Here is an 18,313-nt window from a genome sequence, read left to right as displayed (position 1 = left end):
AATGCATCGGCGCGCCGCGTTCACGGCGTGCGTGTTCGTCGAGGTCGGCCGACGCTTGCCGCAAGGCAGCGCCGCGTCCGCCCAAGCGCCTGACGTCGCGCGCCTGCGGCCCACGGGCCTCGACCCACGTCCTTGCCCGGCCTGTCGCCGCGCAAGCGCCGCCGGTACGGGTGACGACGCAAGCCATCATCCGGCCCGGCGGCGCGCATCGATCTCCCGGTCAGGCCACCCCGCAAGCGACTCAGGTATTCTCAACGCCAACCACGCCGATTCCGCGGGACCGCCCGCCGGCAAACCTTCAGGCAGAGTGCAACATGACCGAACTCGAATTCAAATCGCTGGCCAACCAGGGCTACAACCGTATCCCGCTGATCGCCGAGGCATTCGCCGACCTCGACACGCCGCTCTCGCTCTACCTGAAGCTCGCGCTGGGCGACCGGCGCGGCGCCAACACGTTCCTGCTCGAATCGGTGGTGGGCGGCGAGCGTTTCGGGCGTTACTCGTTCATCGGCCTGTCCGCGCATACGCTGCTGCGCAGCTTCGGCCCGAAGACCGAAGTGGTGCGCGACGGCACGGTCGTCGAGACGCACGAAGGCGACCCGCTCGAGTTCATCACCCGGTTCCAGGCGCGCTTCAAGGTGGCGCTGCGCCCCGGCATGCCGCGCTTCTGCGGCGGCCTGGCCGGCTACTTCGGCTACGACGCCGTGCGCTACATCGAGAAGAAGCTCGCGCACAGCACGCCGCGCGACGATCTGCATCTGCCCGACATCCAGTTGCTGCTCACCGAGGAGCTGGCCGTGATCGACAACCTGACGGGCAAGCTCTACCTCATCGTCTACGCCGACCCCACGCAGCCCGAAGCCTATTCGAAGGCCCGTTTGCGTCTGCGCGAGCTGCGCGCGCGCCTGAAGGCGCCGGTCGACGCGCCGGTAACGTCGGGCAGCGTGCGCACCGACACTTTCCGCGAGTTCGCCAAGCCCGACTATCTGGCGGCCGTCGCCAAGGCGAAGGAAGCCATTGCCGCCGGCGAGCTCATGCAGGTGCAGGTCGGTCAGCGGCTCATCAAGCCCTACCGCGACGCCCCGCTCTCGCTCTATCGCGCGCTGCGCTCGCTCAACCCGTCGCCGTACATGTATTTTTACAACTTCGGCGACTTCCAGGTCGTGGGCGCTTCGCCCGAGATCCTCGTGCGCCAGGAGCGCCGCCAGACGCCGGACGGCGAGCACGAAATCGTGACGATCCGCCCGCTGGCCGGCACGCGTCCTCGCGGCGCCACGCCCGAGCGCGACGCCGAACTCGCCACCGAACTGCTCGGCGACCCGAAGGAAATCGCGGAGCACGTCATGCTCATCGATCTGGCGCGCAACGACGTGGGCCGCATCGCGCAGACGGGCACCGTCGAAGTGACCGACAAGATGGTCATCGAGAAGTACTCGCACGTGCAGCACATCGTCAGTTCGGTGGAAGGTCGCCTGCAACCCGGCCTGTCGAACATCGACGTGCTGCGCGCGACGTTCCCGGCCGGCACGCTCACCGGCGCGCCGAAAGTGCGGGCGATGGAACTGATCGACGAGCTCGAGCCCGTCAAGCGCGGCCTGTATGGTGGCGCGGTCGGTTATCTCTCGTTCGGCGGGGAAATGGACGTGGCCATCGCGATCCGCACCGGCGTGATCAAGGACGGCAACCTGTACGTGCAGGCCGCGGCCGGCATCGTGGCCGACTCGGTGCCCGAATCGGAATGGCAGGAAACGGAGAACAAGGCGCGCGCCGTGCTGCGTGCGGCCGAGCAGGTGCAGGACGGTCTCGACGCCGAGTATTGAGCACACTGGCGAGAGGGCGGCCATCGCAGAATCATCGAACGACCATGGCCGCCGCACGCAAATTCTTGCACAAAACGCCGAGACCACGCCTGAAACGCCTCGATCGACCGCTTTTTACGACACCCCGCCCACGGCACCCCATGCTTGCTGCTACAATCGACGCCACCATGAAGTCGTACCTGTCTTCCTCCCTCCTCTGGTCGCCCCTGACCGCTGCCCTGCGCTGGTGGCGGTAACCCGCCACGTCCATCTCATCCCCATAGCGCCCTCCCCCCGCGGACACGCGACTCAATGTGGGGGCATGCTCAGGGGGAATTCGCAAATCTCACGCGTTCGACAATCCTTTGTCACCAGACGAACAGGGACCATCATGCTGCTGATGATCGACAACTACGACTCGTTTACCTACAACATCGTCCAGTACTTCGGTGAGTTGGGCGAAGACGTGCGCGTCTTTCGCAACGACGAGATCACGCTCGACGCGATCGCCGAGCTCTGTCCCGAGCGCATCTGCCTCTCGCCCGGCCCGAGCTGCCCGGCCAACGCGGGCATCACGCTCGACGTCCTCAAGCGCTTTTCCGGCGAGATCCCGATTCTCGGCGTCTGTCTCGGTCATCAGGCCATTGGCGAAGCGTTCGGCGCCAAGGTGGTGCGCGCGCAGCAGATCATGCACGGCAAGGTGAGCGAGATCGAGACCACGCAGCAAGGCGTGTTCGCCCATCTGCCCAAGCGTTTTACCGTCACCCGCTACCACTCGCTTGCCATCGCGCGCGACACGCTGCCCGACTGCCTCGAGATCACCGCGTGGACCGACGACGGCGAGATCATGGGCGTGCGCCACAAGACCCTCGACGTCGAAGGCGTGCAATTTCACCCCGAGTCGATCCTGTCGGAGCATGGTCACGCCGTGCTGCGCAATTTCCTGCAAGCCGCGCCGCGCGCCGCACGCGCTGCCTGAACCCACGCCCGCCACTCCGGGCCACGCCCCCGGGACAGAGGAGAACCGCATTCCATGATTACCGCACAAGAAGCCCTGCAGCGCACCATCGAACACCGCGAGATCTTCCACGACGAGATGCTGCACCTGATGCGTCTCATCATGAAGGGCGAGATTTCGCCGGTCATGTCGGCGGCCATCATCACCGGCCTGCGCGTGAAGAAAGAGACCATCGGCGAGATCGCCGCGGCCGCGCAGGTGATGCGCGAGTTCGCCAATCACGTCGATGCACCGGCCGACGAGCACTTCGTCGACATCGTCGGCACGGGCGGCGACGTCTCGCATACGTTCAACATCTCCACGGCGTCGATGTTCGTGGCCGCGGGCGCGGGCGCGAAGGTCGCCAAGCACGGCAACCGCGGCGTGAGCTCGAAGTCGGGCAGCGCCGACGTGCTCGAAGCGCTCGGCGTGAACATCATGCTCTCGCCCGGACAGGTGTCCGAGTGCCTTCGCGAGGTCGGCATCGGCTTCATGTTCGCGCCTAACCATCACCCGGCCATGAAGAACGTGGCGGCCATCCGCAAGGAAATGGGCGTGCGCACGATCTTCAACATTCTGGGCCCGCTCACGAATCCGGCCGGCGCGCCAAACCAGCTGATGGGCGTGTTCCACCCCGATCTGGTCGGTATCCAGGTGCGCGTGATGCAGCGCCTGGGCGCCGAGCACGTGCTCGTGGTGTACGGCAAGGACGGCATGGACGAAGTGTCGCTGGGCGCCTCCACCCTGGTCGGCGAACTAAAGGACGGCAAGGTCACCGAGTACGAGATCCACCCGGAAGACTTCGGGTTGCAGATGGTGAGCAATCGCAGTCTGAAGGTGGGCAGCGCCGATGAATCGAAGACGATGCTCATCGAAGCGCTCGACGACACGCCGGGCACCGCGCGCGAGATCGTCGCGCTCAACGCGGGAACGGCGCTGTACGCCGCGAACCGCGCGGCCTCGATCGGCGACGGTATCAAGATGGCGCGCGAGTCCATCGCAAGCGGCGCCGCGCGCGCGAAGCTCGACGAGTTCGTCCGGTTCACGCAACGCTTCAGGGCCTGAGGCGAGCACGCGCACGGGCGGCACGGCGCCGCGCAGCGCGGGCGGCCGCCGAACACCCATATGGCACCGACATAGCCGATATAGCCGATATCACACCGGCATCGCACCGATATCTCAACGAAGCCCGAATTTCCCGATTGCCATGTCCACCGTTCTCGACAAGATCCTGGCCGTGAAGGCCGAAGAAGTCGCTGCTGCGAAGCGCGTCCGCGAGCTCGCCGGTCTGCGCCGCGACGCCGAAGCGACCGTTGGCGACAGCGCACTGCGCACGCGCGACTTCGTGGGCGCGCTGCGCACGAAGATCGGCGCCGGCGTGCCCGGCGTGATCGCCGAAATCAAGAAGGCCAGCCCGTCGAAGGGCGTGATCCGCGAGCATTTCGTGCCGCCGCAGATCGCCGAGTCGTACCAGCGCGGCGGCGCCGCGTGCCTGTCCGTGCTCACCGACGTGCAGTTCTTCCAGGGCGCTCCCGAGTATCTGAAGGCCGCGCGCGCCGCGTGCGAGCTGCCCGTGCTGCGCAAGGACTTCATGATCGACGCCTATCAGGTGTACGAGGCGCGCGACATGGGCGCCGACTGCATCCTGCTGATCGCCGCCGCGCTCGAGCTCTCGCACATGCGCGATCTCGAGGCGCAGGCGCACGAACTCGGCATGGCGGTAATCGTCGAAGTGCACAACGGCCGCGAGCTGGACGCCGGGCTCGAGTTGAAAACCCCGCTGCTGGGCATCAACAATCGCAATCTGCATGACTTCGAGGTCACGCTGGACATCACGCTGGGCCTGCTCAAGCACATCCCGGACGATCGTCTGGTGGTGACGGAGTCGGGTATCCTGTCGCGTGACGACGTGGCGCGCATGCGCGCGGCCAACGTCAACGCCTTTCTCGTCGGCGAGGCCTTCATGCGCGCGCCCGAGCCGGGCGACGCCCTCGCCACGCTGTTCGACATGCCCCGCTGACTCGCGCACGCGAGCGGCATCGGGCAATCGGGGGTGCGGCGTCCCGCCCGGACGCCGTCACGGCTTCCCGCGGGCGGGGCGCGTCGCATCCCGGCACGGCACCGCACCGGCCTAACCGTCCGACGCCCTCACAGGAGCGGCCCGTGGCCATCGAACGCGAACTCAAACTTGCCCTGCCGGGCGATCTTCCCGACCAGCGCGCCGACGCGCTGATCGCTCATCTGGACCAGTTGCCGGGCGCGCAGGCGCGCGGCGAACGCCATCTCGTCAACCGCTATTTCGACACGGCCACGCTGGCGCTCGCGCGCGCCAAAGCGGCGTTGCGCCTTCGCTATGTCGCGCGCGACGGTCATGCCGGCCAGTGGCTGCAAACGCTCAAGTCGGTGGGAGAAGCACGCGACGGATTGCATGTGCGCCATGAATGGGAGCAGCCGGTCAAAGGCGAGGCGCTGGACCTGCCGCAGCTGATTGCCGCGTGCGACGTGCCGGCCACGGCGGACATCCTGCGCCGCGAAGGCGCGAGCGTGGTGGCGCAGTTCGAAACCAATTTCGTGCGACGTCTGTGGCGCTACGTGGCGGGCGATGGCACCGTCGTGGAAATCGCATTCGACCGCGGAGAAGTGGCGGTCGAGGCCGATGGCCGGCGACACACCGAACCACTGCTGGAAGTGGAACTCGAATTGCTCGACGCCCCCGACGGGGATCGCGCCGGCCAAGGCGAACGCATGCTCCACGCCCTGGCTGAGGATTTGCGTCGGGTGCTGCCCGAGTTGCACGGCGACGACCTCAGCAAGGCGCAACGCGGCTACCGCCTGCGACAGAGGGTGCTCGGCGACTGAGCGTCTTCGTGCACGAGGCGCCTGGTTGGGGCGGCTGGCCCCACCGCTCGCCGTCGGGCATCGCTTACCGGCACATTGTCCGTCGACGCAACCCCACTCATCGTTTGACCGATCCACGCATGGCAACACGCTCACGCAAGCCTACTTCCAAGACGTCGGCGCATTCCGACGAACGCCAACGTTCCCTGTTCGACGACCCGGCATCCAAGCCGCGCGCCACTGCCGGCGCGAATGCTGCTCCCCCCGGCGCTCGCATCGAAGGCGCGCTCAGGGGGCGCGTCGAAGACCAGTTCGAAGCATTGCCCGCCGCGTGGCGATCGCTCGTGGCCCCGTTCGTGGACAGCGACGCCTACGCACCGCTATGCCGCTATGTCGATGCCGAGGTTGCCGCAGGCAAGACCGTCTATCCCGCGGATATCTTCCACGCGCTGCGCATGACGTCGCCGCAAGACGTGAAGGTCGTCATCCTGGGGCAGGACCCGTATCACGGCGACGACAACGGGATCGCGCAAGCGCACGGTCTGGCGTTCTCGGTGCAGCGCGGTGTGCGCGTGCCACCGTCGCTGCGCAACATCTACAAGGAAATCGAGCGGGATCTGGGCATCGCGCCGCCGTCGCACGGCAATCTCGACGCGTGGGCAAGACAGGGCGTCCTGCTGCTCAACACGACGCTCACCGTGGAAGCCGGCAACGCCGCGAGCCACGCCAAGCCGTTCAGGACCGGCGGCTGGCAGGCCTGCACCGACACCCTGCTCTCAGGACTCGCCGCGCGGCACGGGCCGCTGGTGTTCATGCTGTGGGGCGGCCACGCGCAGGCGAAGGCGCCGCTGCTCGAGGGTCACGGCCATCTGCTGCTCGAAGCGCCGCATCCGTCGCCGCTGTCGGCGCACCGCGGCTTTCTCGGCTGCGGGCACTTCAGCGCCGCCAACGCGTTCCTGGAGCGGCACGGCAAGCCGCCGATCGACTGGCGCGTGCCGGCGTGACTTCGCCAAATGGAGGCGGGTGGTGACGGGATGGGGGGCGAGATCGGCTTGCCCGCTCACTCGCCGGGGCACGTGAGCGTGCCCATGGCCCCTTGTTGATAGCGGCGCGTAAGCGCCACGAGATCGCTCTCGTCGCGCGCGGCGAAGTTGCCGCGATAGACGACCGGCTCGCCGAGCGGTTCGCCGCCCGCCAGCAACAGGCGGGTGCCGGCGCGGCCGGCCAGTTGCCACTCGCCGGGCGGTAGCGCCAGCGCCTGCGCCGCGCCGCCCTCTGCGCGCAGCGCATGCCCCGCCAGCGCGGCGTCGCCACGCACCATCAGCGCGATCCAGCGCCGGCCGTCGCACGGTACCCGCAGCGTGCGCAGATCGTCTTCCTGCCAATCGAGTTGCAGGAGCGTCGTGCGCTCGCCAACGTCATTCCGCTCGCCCTTCTCGCTGCCGCCACGTATCTCATGCGACGCATGCATCTCCTGCACCTCGCGCGGCACCCGACGCTCGTGCCACTGGCCGCAGACGAGCGTCAACGCCAGCGCGCCCTCTCGCCAGTGCGGCATTGCATCGGCGCGCACGACCGTCTGCGCGGGCGCACCGTGCGCGTGGCGCCCCGCCCGATTCACGATCATGCGCACGCCGCGCGCGATCGCGCCCGCATGCTCGGGCAGTTCCTCGTGCACCGTGCCGCAATTCGTGTCGAGCCACAGCAGGTCGCCGGGACGCACCACGTCGTCGCCGCCATGCGCGTGACGGCAACGCATCGCCGTCGTGGAATCGGGAAAGAGGTAAGTCGCCACCGTGCAGCCCGCGTGCGGATGCGGCGGAATGGACGCGCCGTGGCGCCGGAAGATGTCGATCGACAGAAACGGATCGGTCTGCTCGACCTGATCGAAAACCCCCGCCCCCGCGACCGCGGCGCAGCGACCGGGACGGGAGACGGGAAGCACGCGCGGCATGGCGCGCGCGTCGGCATGCGAGGCCAGGCGCTTCGCCGGACGCGGATGCAGAGGCGTCGGACGAGCCATGGGGGCGCCTGCGCGTGCGTTCGAGGTGCAGCCGCCCCGCTTACAGCGCGGCGATGGCTTCACGCGCGGTCGCGAACCCGGCAGCCGCCGACTCCGGACCGCGGGCCAGACCCTCGGCGTAGATGAACGTCACGTCCGTCATGCCCAGGAAGCCCAGGATCGACTTCAGGTACGGGGTTTGGCTGTCGGCCGGCGTGTCCTTGTAGTTGCCGCCGCGCGCGAACGCCACGATCACCTTCTTGCCCTGGATGAGGCCTTCCACGGTGCCGTCTTCGCGATAGCGGAAAGTCACGCGGGCGCGGGCGATCCAGTCGAAGTACGCCTTGAGTTGCGTGGGCACCTGGAAGTTGTACAGCGGCACGCCGAACACGACGTAGTCGGCTGCCTGGATTTCGGCGATGAGCGCATCGCTGCGGGCGATGATGGCATTCTGCTCCGGCGAACGCTGCTCTTGCGGCGTGAAGAACGCGCCAATCACGGCTTCGTCGAGGTGCGGCACGCCGTCGGCGAGCAGGTCGCGCACGACGACCTTCGCACCGGGGTTCTTGGCGACCAGTTGAGCGACGGTTTCGTTGGCGAGCGTGGTCGAGTTGGCGCCTTGCGAGCGGGCGGCCGAGTTGATTTGCAGAATGGTGGTCATTTCAATGGCTCCTGAGCCTGGGGGTTCGAGAATCCGGTGCGCATCGGGCCCCCATCTCGGGATCACCGTCCGTTGCGCGTCGGCTTGGAATGAATTCTAGTTACCCCCAAAAATGAAACAAGCCGGTAAAATCGAATTGTTTGTTCCCTTTTTGGAACAATGGTCTTTCCCTTTCGGTACCGGCTTTTTTGGGCCCTTTTTCAGCCCACTTTCCGGCCCACCGTGGTCTTTTTGACGTGCCGCACCACCGCGTCACCGAGGAGCGCCTGCGATGATTGACGACCTGAACGACATGCTGATCTTCGCCGAGGTGGTGCGCTCGGGCAGCATCACCCGCGCGGGCGAACGGCTGGATCTGCCCAAGGCCACCGTGAGCAGACGGCTCTCCCGGCTCGAAGCGCGCCTCGGTACCAAGCTGCTGCACAAGACCACGCGGCGTCTCGAACTGACCGAAGTCGGCGAGGCCTACTACGAGCGCTGTCTGCCGATTCTCGAAGAGGTGGAAGAGACGCGCGACTTTGCCTCGCAACTCTCGAGCAAACCCCGCGGACGCCTGCGCATCACCGCGCCGGCGGACTTCGCCGCGCAATGGCTGGCCGTGCCGCTCGCCACGTTCTGCGCGGCATATCCCGAAATCATGGTGGACGTGGACCTGAGTTCGCGCCACGTGGATCTGATCGCGGAACGGGTCGACGTTGCCATTCGCGCCGGCCAGCTCTCGGACTCCACGCTGGTGGCGCGCCCGCTGCTCAAGCTCACGCGCAGCCTTTACGCGAGCCCCCTGTATCTGAGTGCGACGGGACTGCCCGCCACGCCCGACGAACTCGACGGGCATCGCTTCGTGATCCTGCAGGGCGCACGGCGCCTGTTCAACACCGATACGCTGCATAAAGGGCGTCAGCGCGTGGACATCACCATGCACGGTGCGATTCAGGTCAACAGCATGGGAATGGTCAAGGAAATGGCGCTCGCGGGCAGCGGCATCGCGGCGCTCACGGACATCCTGGCGGAGGACGCCTTGCGCACCGGCCGTCTCGTCAAGGTACTGCCGGAGTGGTCGCTGCCAGCGAGCCCCGTGCATCTCGTCACGCCCTCTCGGCGCTTCCTGCCACGCAAGACGCAGGCGTTCATCGAACACATGCTCGCGGTGGCGAGAACCTGTCCCGAGGAAAACCGCGACCCGAGCGTGCCCGGTCCCTCGGAGGGTGAAACGCCCCGCGTCTAGCGGGGCGTTGGCAGGACATGCTCGGCACTCGGGAACGGGCGGGGATCGTCCGCCGTGCCCGCTCGGCGCTCACGCGCCCAGCCACTTCTCCCGGCGCTGAGCGGCCGCGCGCTCGCGCGACTCGGTAATGCGGTACTGCGTGATTTCGGGGGCGCCGAGCGTGAGCGGCGTCTCGCGCAGCTCGTCGCGGCGAAACGCGTGCACCGTCACGCGATCGCCGGGGCGATAGCGCTCGAGCAGCTTGTCGAGATTGCCGGCCGTCACGCGCAGACCGTCGATGGCGACGAGCGTGTCGCCCGCCGACAGCCCGGCGGCCTGCGCCGCGCCGCCGTCGAGCACCTGCGCCAGCGCGAGCTCGTCGCCGCGCTTCGTCGTCTTCGCACCCAGGGCCGGGCGGCCGTTCTGCGGCGTCACCGGCTCCAGCGTCAGCCCCATGCGGGCGAGCAGCGCCGCGAGCGGCAAGTCACGCGTGCCGTTGATCGCCGTGGCGAAGAACTCCGACAGATCGAGTCCCGAGACTTCCTCGAAAAGCGGCTGCACGGCGTCTTCCTCGATACCGATCGGCTTGCCGCGGTAGAAATCGCGTCCGTAGCGCTGCCACAGCGCACGCATGATGTCGTCGAGCGACTTCTGGCCGCGCGTCTGCGCGCGGATGGTCAGATCGAGCGCCAACGCCACGAGCGAGCCCTTGGTGTAGTAGCTCACGATGGCGTTCGGCGCGTTCTCGTCCTGGCGGTAGTATTTCGTCCACGCGTCGAACGAGCTCTCGGCCACGGTCTGCTTGAGGCGCCCGCTGCCGCGCAGCACGTTCGCCACGGTCTTGGCAACGAGTTCGTAATACGCGCTCGGCTCGATCACGCCGCTGCGCACGAGCATCAGATCGTCGTAGTACGACGTGAAACCCTCGAACAGCCACAGCAGCCGCGTGTAGTTCTCCACACTCAGCGTGTACGGCGCGAAGGCCGCCGGCTTGATGCGCTTGACGTTCCAGGTATGGAAATACTCGTGGCTCACCAGGCCGAGAAAGCCGCGATAGGCGTCGCTCATGCGCGCTTGCCCCTGCACCGGCAGATCGTTGCGGCTCGCGAGCAGCGCCGTGGACGCGCGGTGCTCCAGGCCGCCGTAGCCGTCGCCGACGGTCATGAGCAGGAAGACGTAGCGCGACATCGGCGCGCGCGCGCGGGCGCCGGGCTCGAACAGACGGATCTGCGCCTCGCAGATCTTCTTCATGTCGCGCAGCAGGCGCTCCAGGTCGAGGTTCGGCACCGGACCCGTGATCGCGACCTCGTGCGTCACGCCGCAGGCCTTGAACGCGCCATGCACGAACGTGCCCATCTCGACCGGCGAATCGATGAGCTCGTCGTAGTCGACGGCCAGATAGCGGCCGAAGTCGAGCGCCGCCGTGCCGTCGGCCGGCGCGAGCGCGGTGGCCACGCGCCACGCCTTGAAGGCGGCGCCGCGCGGGCGCAGGATGTCGACCTCGCAAGGCGCGTGTTCCTGCCCTTCCACGCGCAGGAACACGCTCGTGCCGTTGAAAAAGCCGTGCGTGTCGTCCAGGTGAGCGGCGCGCACCGACAGGTCCCACGCATACACCTCATACGTCACGATCAGCGTGCCCTTGCACGGCGCGGCCTGCCACGTGTGCTTGTCGAGCTTGTCGAGCGCAACCTTGCGGCCGCGACACGTCGCGCCGATCGTCACGATGTTGCGCGCGAACTCGCGCACCATGTAGCTGCCCGGAATCCACGCGGGCAGCGTGAACCGCTGGCCCCCGGGTGCGGGGTTCGAGACCGTTACCGTCACTTCGAACAAATGGGCGGCGGGCGACTTCGGAACGATCGCATACCGGATCGCGGACGGAGCAGACATGGCTTTCATGACGTGGCGGCTTCTTGTTGTTGAGGGATGGCGGGCGCCTTACCGGACCGAGGCCAGCGCCTTCTCGAGTTCTTCGGCGGGCACGGCGCCCGGCAGGCGACGGCCGTCGGCGAGAATGATCGTCGGCGTGCCGGTCACGTTGAACTGGCGGCCCAGCGCAACGTTCTGCTCGATGGCGGCGTCGTCGCACCTGGCTCCGGCCGTGGGCGGCGCCTTCTTGTCGAGCATCCAGTCATGCCATGCCTTGAGTCGGTCGGGCGCGCACCAGATCGCCTTCGACTTGGCGTCCGAGTCGGGACCGAGCACCGGGTACAGGAAGGTATAGACGGTGATGTTGTCGAGCTTGGACGTCTTGAGCGTATCTTCGAAGCGCTTGCAATACGGGCAGTTCGGATCCGAGAACACGGCGATCTTGCGCGCGCCGTTGCCCTTCACGTACTTGATCGCGCGATCGAACGGCAGCTTGGCGAAGTCGACCTTGTTGAGTTCCGACTGGCGCGCTTCGGTCAGGTTCTGACGCGTCTTCGTGTCGACGAGATTGCCGCCGAGGATCACGTATTGCGCCTTCTCGTCAGCGTAGATGATCTCGCCGCCGATCGCCACTTCGTAGAGTCCCGGCACGGGCGTGCGCGCCACCGACTTGATCGGAGCGTCGGCGCCGAGGGTCTTTTGCACGGCGGCCTTGACGCGATCGAGCGTGGCGTCGGACTTGTTCTGCGCGACGGCGGGCGTCGTGGAAGTCACGACACAGACGGCCGCCAGGCCCAGCGCCGTGAACGCGGTGAGCGCGGGGAGCGCCGCGGCGCGATAACGTTGCAACATCGAATATCTCCGGAAGTGAATCGATCGAGAGGCGAGAGACGCGTTTGCGGCTGGCGCCGCAAACCGGCCATGGCGCCCGGTGAGGTCAGCCCAGGGCGCGTCCGATCAGGAACTTCTTGACGAACGGCAGCATGTTCACGCTGTCGAGGCCCGCGTTGCGCACGAACTTCGCGAGCGGGCTGCTCGCCGAGAACAGCTTGTGCAGCCCGTCGGTGGTAAACGCCATGCTGCCGATGTCTTCCTTGCGCGCGCGCTCGTAGCGCCGCAACACCGCCGCATCGCCGCAGTCGCGGAACGATTCACGACCGGCCAGTGCGTCGCCCAGCGCGGCGACGTCGCGCAGGCCGAGGTTCATCCCCTGGCCCGCCAGCGGATGTACGACGTGTGCGGCATCGCCAACGAGCGCCACGCGCGGCGCGATCAAACGCCGGGCGTGTGCGAGCACGAGCGGAAATCCCTGGGCGCGCGCTGAGACTGGCGTGAGCGCACCGAGTTCACTGCGCGAGAACGTGCCGACACGCTCGGCGAGGTCTTTGGGATCGAGCCCAAGCAGTTGCTTCGCGTGCGCGTCTGCGGCCGACCATACGAGCGAGACATGCTGATCGGGCAGCGGCAGCAGCGCGATGATCTCGCCGTCGTGAAACCACTGGAACGCGGTGTCGCGATGCGGCCGTTCGGCGCGAAAGTTGCAGACCACGCCGAGCTGTTCATAAGGACGCACCGAGCCGTCCAGCCCGGCGGTGCTGCGCACCCACGAGTGCGCGCCGTCGGCGCCGACCACGAGCGAGGCGCGCAGCGTCTTGCCGTCCGACAGACGCACCGAAGCAGCGGCGGCGTCGACGTCGAGCGCTTCGGCGCGCGCGTCGATCCACTGCACCTGCGGCGAGAAGCGCAGCGCGGCGTCGAGCGCGCGCTCCAGGTTGGACGATTCGGCGATCCAGGCCAGTTGCGGCACGGCGGCCTGATAGGCGCTGAAGTGCAGCGTGCCACGTTCGTCGCCAAACACTTCCATGTCGTAGACGGGGCACACGCGCGCCGGATCGACGGCCTGCCACACGCGCATGCGCTCGAACAGCGCCTGCGAACTGGCCGAGAGCGAGTAGATGCGCGCGTCCCACTCGTCGGCGCCGGCGCCAGGCGCGGCGGCGGCCGGCTGGGCGAGCAAGGCAACGGACAGACGGGCCTGCGAGAGCAGCAAGGCGGCAGCCTTGCCGACCAGGCCGCCGCCGACCACGACGACGTCATGCGTTTGGCTGGGGGTTTGCGTGAATGACATGCGGCGAATACAGCGTCAGCGCCGGGATCGCGCGAGACCGCTGGTTCAGAAAACGAGATGGCGTATTGTCGCACGCCTGCCGCACCGGCGACGCCCTGCCGCCCGGCGCGCTGCTGCGACGCAGCGTCGCGCGTCACGGCCCGGCGCTATACTTGCGCGCATAGCGAAACCAGATTCAGGGAGCCCGACTCATGCGCCTCGATAACGAGTCCGAAAGCCAGAACGTCGAAGATCGCCGCGGCGGCGGTTTCGGCGGACGGACCACCATCGGCATCGGCACGATCGTGGTGGCGCTCGCCGCCTCATACTTCTTCGGCATCGATCCGCGCGTGATCGTCCAGGGCTCGCAGATGATCCAGGGGCAGACCTCGTCGCAGCCCGCCCCGAACGCCGCGCCCGCCAACGACGCGAACAGCGTCTTCACGCGCAAGGTGCTTGGCAATATCGAACGCACCTGGGCGACGGTGTTCCCGCAGCAGCTCAATCGCCAGTACGTGGCGCCCAGGCTGGTGCTGTTCACGGGCGCGACGCCCACGGCGTGCGGCACCGGGCAGACGGCGATGGGCCCGTTCTATTGTCCGGGCGACAGCAAGGTGTACATCGATCTGGCGTTTTATGACGAACTGCGGCAGCGCTTCGGCGCGGGCGGCGACTTCGCGCAGGCCTACGTGATCGCGCACGAAGTGGGGCATCACATACAGAACCTGCTGGGCATCTCGGAGAAGTTCGACGAGTTGCGACGCCGCATGAGCGAGGCGCAGGCCAATGCCTTGTCGGTGCGCCTGGAGCTGCAGGCGGATTGCTTCGCGGGCGTCTGGGCAAACAATGCGGCGAAGGCCAACGATCAGTTGCTGGAGCCGGGCGACATCGAACAAGGCCTGAAGACGGCCGCGGCCATTGGCGACGACCGCCTGCAGCAGCAGTCGCAGGGCCGCGTGGTGCCGGAGTCGTTCACGCACGGCACGAGCGCGCAGCGCGTCTACTGGCTTCGTCAGGGCCTGCAGCATGGCGACGTGCGCAAGTGCGACACGTTTTCCGCCAAGCAACTGAGTTGATGAGCGCGCCCGCGGCGGGGGCGCCCGAGGGGGGCCGGCGCGCCGCGAATGCGCAGGGCGAAACGGGTACAATAGCGGACTTTGCGCGACGCTACCGGCGCGCCGTGCCGGCGCCCCGCACGGCCTGAAGATAGTAGATAGCGTCGTAGAGACACAGACGCATGCGCGCGCGGCGCCATCATCGGATAGACAGGATTTAGCATGAGCCTCAAATGCGGCATCGTGGGCTTGCCCAACGTGGGTAAGTCGACGCTTTTCAACGCACTGACCAAAGCGGGCATCGCCGCCGAGAACTACCCGTTCTGCACCATCGAGCCGAACGTGGGCGTGGTGGAGGTGCCGGACCCGCGTCTGGCCAAGCTCGCGGAGATCGTGAAGCCCGAGCGCATTGTGCCGGCAACGGTGGAGTTCGTGGACATCGCGGGCCTGGTGGCAGGTGCCTCCAAGGGCGAGGGCCTGGGCAACCAGTTCCTCGCGAACATCCGCGAGACGGACGCCATCACGCACGTGGTGCGCTGCTTCGAGGACGAGAACGTGGTTCACGTCGCGGGCAAGGTGAACCCGATCTCGGACATCGAGGTGATCAACACCGAACTGGCGCTGGCGGATCTGGGCACGGTCGAGAAGGCGCTGCAGCGATACACGAAGGCAGCCAGGTCGGGCAACGACAAGGAAGCGGCGAAGCTGGTGGCGGTGCTGGAGAAGGTGGCGCCGGTGCTCAACGAAGCGCGCCCGGTGCGCTCGATCAAGCTCTCGGACGAGGAACTCGCGCTCATCAAGCCGTTCTGCCTGATCACGGCCAAGCCGACGATGTATGTGGCCAACGTGAAGGACGACGGCTTCGAGAACAACCCGCATCTGGACGCGGTGCGCAAGTACGCCGAGGCGGAGAATGCGCCCGTGGTGGCGGTGTGCGCGGCGATCGAGGCGGAAATCGCGGACATGGACGATGCGGACAAGGCCGAGTTCCTGGCGGACATGGGCATGGACGAGCCGGGGCTCGACCGTGTGATCCGTGCCGGCTTCAAGCTGCTGGGGTTGCAGACGTACTTCACGGCGGGTGTGAAGGAAGTGCGCGCGTGGACCATCCACGTGGGCGACACCGCACCGCAGGCAGCGGGGGTGATCCACACCGACTTCGAGCGCGGTTTCATCCGTGCGCAGACCATCGCGTTCGACGACTACATCCAGTACAAGGGCGAACAGGGCGCAAAGGAAGCCGGCAAGATGCGCGCCGAAGGCAAGGAATACGTCGTGCATGATGGCGACGTGATGAACTTCCTGTTCAACGTCTGACGGCCCGCCCCTATTCCCCCCACCCCTCGCGAATGATCTGCGCGATCCGTTCGCCCGTCGCGCGGTTGTGGGCCTGTACCAACGCGACGGCGCCGGCGTCGTCGCCTTTCGCGCACAGACGCAGCAGTTCGCGGTGCTCCGCGTGCGAACGCTGCGCGTTGCCGGCCTTCTGCCACGACAGGAATAGATACCGTCCCAGGTTCAGCCGCGCCGTCGCCACCGCCCGCTGAAAGTACGGGCGCCCCGCCTTCGCATAAAGCATTGCGTGAAACGACGCGTTTCGCGTCACGATGTCGGCCACCTCGGTCGCCGCCTCCAGGGCGTCCAGCGCCGCCTGAGCCCGCGCGATATCGGCGCGCGAAAGGTTCGGCATCGCAAGCGCCATCAACCGGCCCTCCAGCAGCGCCCGATAGTCGGCCAACTCCAGCGCATCGTCCTCGGTCAACGCCGACACCACCGTGCCCCGGTTCATCCGGCTCTGCGCGAGCCCGTCTGCCGCGAGCATCGTCAACGCCTCGCGAACCGGGACATGGCTCACCCCCAGCTCCGCGGCCAGGTGATCCTGGCGCAGCGCCTCGCCCGGCTTCAACTCGCCGCGCCCGATCCGCTCGCGCAGGTCTTCATACGCCCGCTCCACCGCCGTGGCTGTCCCGGATTCCCGATGCATCGTCTGCTTCATCGACTGATAATATATAATTTGAGAAATCATATATTATCAGCACTTCCCTATCGCCTCCTCGCCTCCTCGCCTCCACGGCGCCCCGGTGTTTCCCGCCCCCTTCCGACACTCACTTTCAAACGGCGGTTTGCACACTGCGCTGCCGCAATCCATAGGACGGCATGTTTTCGGACTCCGTCTCGTCTAATATGGAATCGCGGCGCGGGCCCAAAGGTATCTCGATGTTCGAATCACTACGCCAATACGTCACGACATCGGGTTGCGCCCCCCGGCCCGGCAGAAAACCACGCCACGCCGCACGTCACATCGGGAATGCCCTGCTTGAGATTGCTGCGCACTGCCAGTGACAATCGACCGAAAGACAACGTGCGTCCTGCGACAGCCGTGCCGCCGCCGTGGTCCGCAGTCCCTGATCCGCAGTCCGCAGTCCGCAGTCCGTAGTCGAATCGCCGTTTGCATGCCGCCTAGGGGGAGTCCGCGCATGACATCGAAGTCGTCGGCTGCCGTTGAGAAAACGCTGCGCGAGCGCCGGCACTGGTCGGAGGACCGCGCTCGCATCCGCCTGTACAGCGGCGCCGGCCTGCTGTGCCTCGTCGGCGTGATCGTCCTGTGGTGGTATCTGCACTTTCTCGCCGCCAATCCGAAGGTCGGCCCGATCGGCCTCGACTTCCTGCCGTTCTGGGGCGCCTCGCACTTCGTCCTCCAGGGTCACCCGCTCGACGCCTACAACGTCGAGATCATGTCGCGCGCGCAAATCGCCGCGCTTCCCTACGCCGAGAAGATGGGCGGCTACATGCCGTGGCTGTATCCGCCCGTGATGATGCTCTTGCTCGCCCCGATCGCCCTGCTGCCCTTCGCCTACGCGTATGTGGTCTATGCCTGCATCGGGTACGGCGCCTATTACGCGACGCTGCGCCGCACGGCCCCCTGGCGCGACGCCCGCCTGCCCACACTCGGCTTCCCCGGCGCATTCATCGTCCTGCTCGCCGGCCAGATCGCGCTCTACACCACGGCCATCGCCGGCGCCTCGCTCGTGTTGCTGCGCAAGCGGCCCGTGTTGTCTGGCGTCTTCGCCGGCCTGCTCTTCATCAAGCCGCATATTGCGCTGCTGTTCCCGCTTGCGCTCCTGTGCGCGCGGCAATGGCGCGCGCTCGCCGCTTGCGTCGCGACCGTGGCCTTTACCACCGCACTCGCGGCGGCCGTCTTCGGGGCCGAGGTATATGCCGTGTTCCTGCATGCCACGGACTTCGCGCGTCAGAGCGTCGTCAGCGGCAACGCGCAAATCGCGCGCGTGCCGACCTTCTTCGTCACGGCCCGCATGCTGGGTGCGCCGGTGATCCTCGCCGCGGTCGTCCATGGCGTCGTCGCGCTGGCCGCCGTGGCGGTGATGGCCGACTTCTGGCGGCGCCCCGGGGCATTTGCGCTGCGCGCGGCCACCCTCGTTTGTGCAAGCACGCTCGTGAGCCCGTACCTCTACGACTATGACCTCGCGATTCTCGCCCTCGTCATTGCCTGGTACGTGCGCGACGGCCTGGCGCGCGGCTGGCTGCGCGGCGAACGCGAATGGCTCGTCGTGCTTTGGCTCACCCCGGCGTTCGGCCTGTTCGGCGTGCTGCACGTCGGCTTCCAGTTCATGCCGTTCATCACGCTGGCCACACTCCTGATGTTGTGCCGCCGGCGTCGGCGTCTCACCCACGTGCCGGACGGCCCCGACGCGTTCGACGTCCCGGACGGCGGCGCCGCCGTGCGCCGCACCGGCCCCACGCCCGCGTTCACGAGGTAATC

The 18,313-nt window shown here is 67.2% G+C and carries 16 protein-coding genes; 10 read left to right on the top strand and 6 right to left on the bottom strand.

The annotated features are described in order from the left end of the window. Window positions 1–314 precede the first annotated feature (314 nt). From trpE to PNO31109_RS14450, 6 genes are all read left to right on the top strand, one after another. Window positions 315–1,820, top strand: a complete 1,506-nt coding sequence (gene trpE, locus PNO31109_RS14475) for an anthranilate synthase component I (protein WP_150556162.1) — start codon at window positions 315–317, stop codon at window positions 1,818–1,820. Window positions 1,821–2,190: 370 nt separating this feature from the next. Beyond that, window positions 2,191–2,778, top strand: coding sequence for an anthranilate synthase component II (locus tag PNO31109_RS14470; protein WP_150556161.1), 588 nt, complete (start codon window positions 2,191–2,193; stop codon window positions 2,776–2,778). Between the two features lie 54 nt (window positions 2,779–2,832). Further along, the gene (gene trpD, locus PNO31109_RS14465; RefSeq protein WP_150556160.1) at window positions 2,833–3,861 is read left to right on the top strand and encodes an anthranilate phosphoribosyltransferase; all 1,029 of its coding nucleotides are present in this window, start codon (window positions 2,833–2,835) and stop codon (window positions 3,859–3,861) included. Window positions 3,862–4,003: 142 nt separating this feature from the next. Further along, entirely contained in the window at window positions 4,004–4,816 is an 813-nt protein-coding gene (gene trpC / locus PNO31109_RS14460; protein WP_150556159.1) for an indole-3-glycerol phosphate synthase TrpC, read from the top strand. Window positions 4,817–4,959: 143 nt separating this feature from the next. Then, entirely contained in the window at window positions 4,960–5,655 is a 696-nt protein-coding gene (locus tag PNO31109_RS14455; protein WP_150556158.1) for a CYTH domain-containing protein, read from the top strand. 119 nt (window positions 5,656–5,774) lie between these two features. Next, the gene (locus PNO31109_RS14450; RefSeq protein ID WP_150556157.1) at window positions 5,775–6,638 is read left to right on the top strand and encodes a uracil-DNA glycosylase; all 864 of its coding nucleotides are present in this window, start codon (window positions 5,775–5,777) and stop codon (window positions 6,636–6,638) included. Window positions 6,639–6,694: 56 nt separating this feature from the next. Here PNO31109_RS14450 and PNO31109_RS14445 read toward each other — a convergent pair whose 3' ends face one another. Together PNO31109_RS14445 and PNO31109_RS14440 are read right to left on the bottom strand one after the other, a co-directional pair. Beyond that, complete coding sequence (locus PNO31109_RS14445; protein WP_150556156.1) at window positions 6,695–7,657, bottom strand: pirin family protein; 963 nt, start codon at window positions 7,655–7,657, stop codon at window positions 6,695–6,697. 40 nt (window positions 7,658–7,697) lie between these two features. After that, window positions 7,698–8,297 (bottom strand): FMN-dependent NADH-azoreductase, encoded by a 600-nt coding sequence (locus PNO31109_RS14440; RefSeq protein ID WP_150556155.1) that lies wholly within the window; start codon window positions 8,295–8,297, stop codon window positions 7,698–7,700. Window positions 8,298–8,568: 271 nt separating this feature from the next. Between PNO31109_RS14440 and PNO31109_RS14435 the strand changes: the two genes are divergently transcribed. Continuing rightward, on the top strand, window positions 8,569–9,522 hold the full coding sequence (locus PNO31109_RS14435) for a LysR family transcriptional regulator (protein ID WP_150556154.1): 954 nt from the start codon (window positions 8,569–8,571) through the stop codon (window positions 9,520–9,522). 69 nt (window positions 9,523–9,591) lie between these two features. Here PNO31109_RS14435 and PNO31109_RS14430 read toward each other — a convergent pair whose 3' ends face one another. The 3 genes from PNO31109_RS14430 to PNO31109_RS14420 all read right to left on the bottom strand — a co-directional run bounded on the left by PNO31109_RS14430 (window position 9,592) and on the right by PNO31109_RS14420 (window position 13,498). Next, window positions 9,592–11,400: a M61 family metallopeptidase gene (locus PNO31109_RS14430; RefSeq protein WP_150556153.1), complete on the bottom strand. Its 1,809-nt coding sequence runs from the start codon at window positions 11,398–11,400 to the stop codon at window positions 9,592–9,594. 39 nt (window positions 11,401–11,439) lie between these two features. Next, on the bottom strand, window positions 11,440–12,222 hold the full coding sequence (locus PNO31109_RS14425; protein WP_150556152.1) for a DsbC family protein: 783 nt from the start codon (window positions 12,220–12,222) through the stop codon (window positions 11,440–11,442). 85 nt (window positions 12,223–12,307) lie between these two features. Then, on the bottom strand, window positions 12,308–13,498 hold the full coding sequence (locus tag PNO31109_RS14420; protein WP_150556151.1) for a UbiH/UbiF family hydroxylase: 1,191 nt from the start codon (window positions 13,496–13,498) through the stop codon (window positions 12,308–12,310). A 191-nt stretch (window positions 13,499–13,689) separates the two neighbouring features. On the opposite strand from PNO31109_RS14420, the gene ypfJ reads away from it, so the two are divergent. Together ypfJ and ychF are read left to right on the top strand one after the other, a co-directional pair. Then, window positions 13,690–14,553, top strand: coding sequence for a KPN_02809 family neutral zinc metallopeptidase (ypfJ, locus tag PNO31109_RS14415; RefSeq protein ID WP_150556150.1), 864 nt, complete (start codon window positions 13,690–13,692; stop codon window positions 14,551–14,553). Between the two features lie 201 nt (window positions 14,554–14,754). Beyond that, complete coding sequence (gene ychF, locus PNO31109_RS14410; RefSeq protein ID WP_150556149.1) at window positions 14,755–15,849, top strand: redox-regulated ATPase YchF; 1,095 nt, start codon at window positions 14,755–14,757, stop codon at window positions 15,847–15,849. Between the two features lie 10 nt (window positions 15,850–15,859). On the opposite strand, the gene PNO31109_RS14405 is transcribed toward ychF, so the two are convergent. Further along, a complete protein-coding gene (locus PNO31109_RS14405; protein WP_150556148.1) occupies window positions 15,860–16,558 on the bottom strand; it encodes a GntR family transcriptional regulator in 699 nt (232 codons plus the stop codon). A gap of 451 nt (window positions 16,559–17,009) precedes the next feature. Here PNO31109_RS14405 and PNO31109_RS14400 point away from each other — a divergent pair, with 451 nt between their 5' ends. Then, a complete protein-coding gene (locus PNO31109_RS14400; protein ID WP_150556147.1) occupies window positions 17,010–18,311 on the top strand; it encodes a glycosyltransferase family 87 protein in 1,302 nt (433 codons plus the stop codon). The last annotated feature ends 2 nt before the right edge of the window (window positions 18,312–18,313 follow it).

The sequence above is a fragment of the Pandoraea nosoerga genome (assembly GCF_902459585.1).
Taxonomy (GTDB): Bacteria; Pseudomonadota; Gammaproteobacteria; order Burkholderiales; family Burkholderiaceae; genus Pandoraea; species Pandoraea nosoerga.
The sequence above is the reverse complement of the archived record's forward strand: the minus strand, read 5'-3'. Positions and strand labels throughout refer to the sequence as shown.